General features: G+C 42.7%; 3 protein-coding genes. 1 reads left to right on the top strand and 2 read right to left on the bottom strand.

The window, feature by feature from the left end; all coding sequences use genetic code 11:
• Nucleotides 1–898, top strand: an 898-nt coding sequence (locus VN379_RS10080) for an AraC family transcriptional regulator (RefSeq protein WP_325533377.1), incomplete at its 5' end; no start/stop codon positions are given.
• A gap of 300 nt (nucleotides 899–1198) precedes the next feature.
• On the opposite strand, the gene VN379_RS10075 is transcribed toward VN379_RS10080, so the two are convergent.
• Entirely contained in the window at nucleotides 1199–2473 is a 1275-nt protein-coding gene (locus VN379_RS10075; RefSeq protein WP_325533375.1) for a trans-sulfuration enzyme family protein, read from the bottom strand.
• 107 nt (nucleotides 2474–2580) lie between these two features.
• The coding region (locus VN379_RS10070; RefSeq protein ID WP_325533373.1) for a hypothetical protein at nucleotides 2581–3003 on the bottom strand (423 nt) is incomplete at its 5' end.

Here is a 3003-nt window from a genome sequence, read left to right as displayed (position 1 = left end):
GATAAAAGCTGTAATACGTATGCAGGATTACATTCACCAAAATATTAATAATGAATTAACCATTGATGATATATGCTCCGAAGCAGGATATTCAAAAAGACATTCTTTACGTATATTCAAAGAGTTGTTGAATAAAACAGTTTTCGAGTATATACGAGATTTAAGGTTAGCAATGGCTACCGGAAAATTAATTGATTCCAATAATCAAGAACGCATATTAGAAATTGCGCTAGATTCAGGATTTGAATCACACGAGGGTTTTACAAAAGCATTCAACAGTCATTTTGGTGTTTTGCCGCAAAATTACCGTAAACGAAGTTTTCCCAACAACTATTCATCTCCAACTCCTATGAGTTATTACTACCTACTACTGCGTTCAAAAGGAATGAATACTATGAGTGAAGCAAGAACAATTACAGCTACTTTCATCACAAAACCCGCCTGTAAGCTGATTATAAAACGTGGAATTTTATCTACCAACTATTTTTCCTATTGCGATGAAATCGGGTGTGATATTTGGGACACTTTAGAAAAAGTGCCAAATCGATTGGACAAAGTTTCGTTTGTAATTTTGCCCGAATTTTTAGTATCCGAAGGAACATCAAAGGCTTGTTGTGCAGCAGAGGTGCCACTTGACTATAATTCATATATCCCTGATGGCTGTGAAATCATCGAACTAGCTGAACACACTATGCTGTGGTTTCAGGGTGCGCCTTATGAAGATGAAAACTGGTATGGCGGCGCGCATTCTGAAATGTATAATGCCATCCATAATTACAAGCCTGAATTGTTTGGATATAGGTTTGCTTATGATTTGGCACCTGAATTTCACTATGGAACTTCGGCAAAGGATGGTTGCAGGCAGTTAGTTCCAGTAGTTACCTTGTGCAAAAAATGAATATCATTTATGTTCAAAGAAGGCATTAACCAAAGCTAATAAGCATAGTAGGAAATTAGTAACCATAGCTTTGTCCATAGCAGCTTACGGTGGTTTGAGACCTCCACCTATGGCGGTTTGGAGGGCCTTCCTCCATCTTTAGTTATGCATAACGCCTGCTTTCGTTCCAGTAACCATCGCTTTCATGGCGCGCGACAAGTCAATAATCCCAAACAAATATATTAAATAGCTTTACAATGGTACAAGGAACCTGTCCCCCCGCCCATACCATAGAAATTAGTAAACCCCATTTCCCTTTACTTATAAACACCCTGCCGCTTGGTTGAGATCACGCAAAAGATCCTGGTAGTCTTCGAGTCCGGCGTGAAAGCGTAAAATATAACCATCCGGCAGGGGTGTGACTTCGCGCTTGGCATGCACCGGCAATACAAGCGACAAATGCCCGCCCCAGCTTTCAGCAACCCAGAAGAGGTTTAGGGCATCGATAAAAACCTCGACGTGCTTTGCCGACAGGTCCGGACGGAAAACAACGCTAAAAAGACCGTTGCCTTTGCCGAAATAGCGCTGGAAACGTTCGTAATAAGGTGAGGTTTCTAAAGTCGGCGAAAGGACGCCGGTGACGAAAGGCTGTTTCAAAAACCAGTCGATCAACCGTTGGGCAGTGTCGGCATGTTGATTGAGACGCTCTTCAGTCGAATCGATTCTGTGATAAAGTCGCGAGCAAGTCGTTGGGGCGACCGCGCCGTTACCGGTTGCGCGCAATTCGTCGGCGATAATCTGCAGATCTTGTGGGTGCTTGGCAATAACCACTCCCGACGGCGTATCACCATACCCACCTTCGTATTTTGTCGTCGCTTGCACAACAATATCAATGCCGTGTTCAAGCGGTTGAAAACGGACGTGGCTTGCCCAGGTGTTGTCCATAACAGTACGTAACTTGGCATTTTGCGCTATCGCTATAATTCCATCAATGTCGGGGATTTCGAAAGTACCACTGCCTGGAGCCTCGATATAGACAATCAGGTCTTCGCGCTCTGAATATTCGCTACGCACTTTTAATAGGACTGAGCGAAATTCATCTGCCGAAGCACCTGCTGGATAACGGATTTGTTTTATGCCTCGCCGGTTCAGAAACCGGAGCATTGGTCCATATACATTCTCAGGGATAAGAACCGCTTGCGGTGAAAACGCGTCTATAGTTGTTGCAATCGCGGATAACCCCGATGGGCAGATAACGGCACCATGACCTTTATGCAATGCCGCAATTTTTCTACACACAGCGTCGGCTTCAGGTGTCTGCGGAACGCCATATTCCGCCCCGCCATAAGGTGCTCTGCCGCATTTGTCTGCTGTACGGTAGGTCTCAAGCACAGGAAACAAAACTGAACTTTGCCCCCAAGAACCGGTTTGTGAAAAACGGCCTGCATCGCCAAGGCCCGATGGATTTGGATGTCCACAAACCACATAGGGATCGGAAACAGGATCATGTAAAAGTTGTGTTTTCGGCGAACAGAGCGCGAGAAACGCACGTCTTGCTTCGCATTTGATTGAAGCGTCTGGTATTTTGCCCTCCATAAGAATTCTCCTCCAAATTTATCGTATAGATCCATAGTTCTTTAAATGAGCAAATAAGTCCTTTTTTACAGAAGGCCGTCCTTTACCCCCGACTTTTTGGGAAAGGCTTATGGAAAGCACCGGGATGGTTCTGTTGCTTCTTTTCTAAATTTAATCTTTTTTTGTTTTGACAAGACTTTTTTTCTAACTAAAATTTCGATTATACCGTGATAATGAGGATTATTTGCTTCATTATCATATTCGATCCCCTCACAGCAACAGATCAATTCAAATTCACGAAAGCAGTTTAATAACTGTTCTCTGGCAAAAAAATGGATATATAGTTTCTTCTCATCATCGTAAAAGGTATTTTCCTCAATTTTTGCTCTACTTTCCTTCATAGCCTGAAATTTAGGGTCCAGCGTTGAAAATATACTTAGATAGATACTGCCGCCGTCCTGTATACCAGATTTGATCTGTTTAAGTAATGCTTTTATATCTGATCCAGAAAAAAAGTTTAATACATTTGCAGCAATGATCAGGGTATATTT

Source organism: Sporomusa sp. (assembly GCF_035561255.1).
Lineage (GTDB): Bacteria > Bacillota > Negativicutes > Sporomusales > Sporomusaceae > Sporomusa.
The sequence above is the reverse complement of the archived record's forward strand: the minus strand, read 5'-3'. Positions and strand labels throughout refer to the sequence as shown.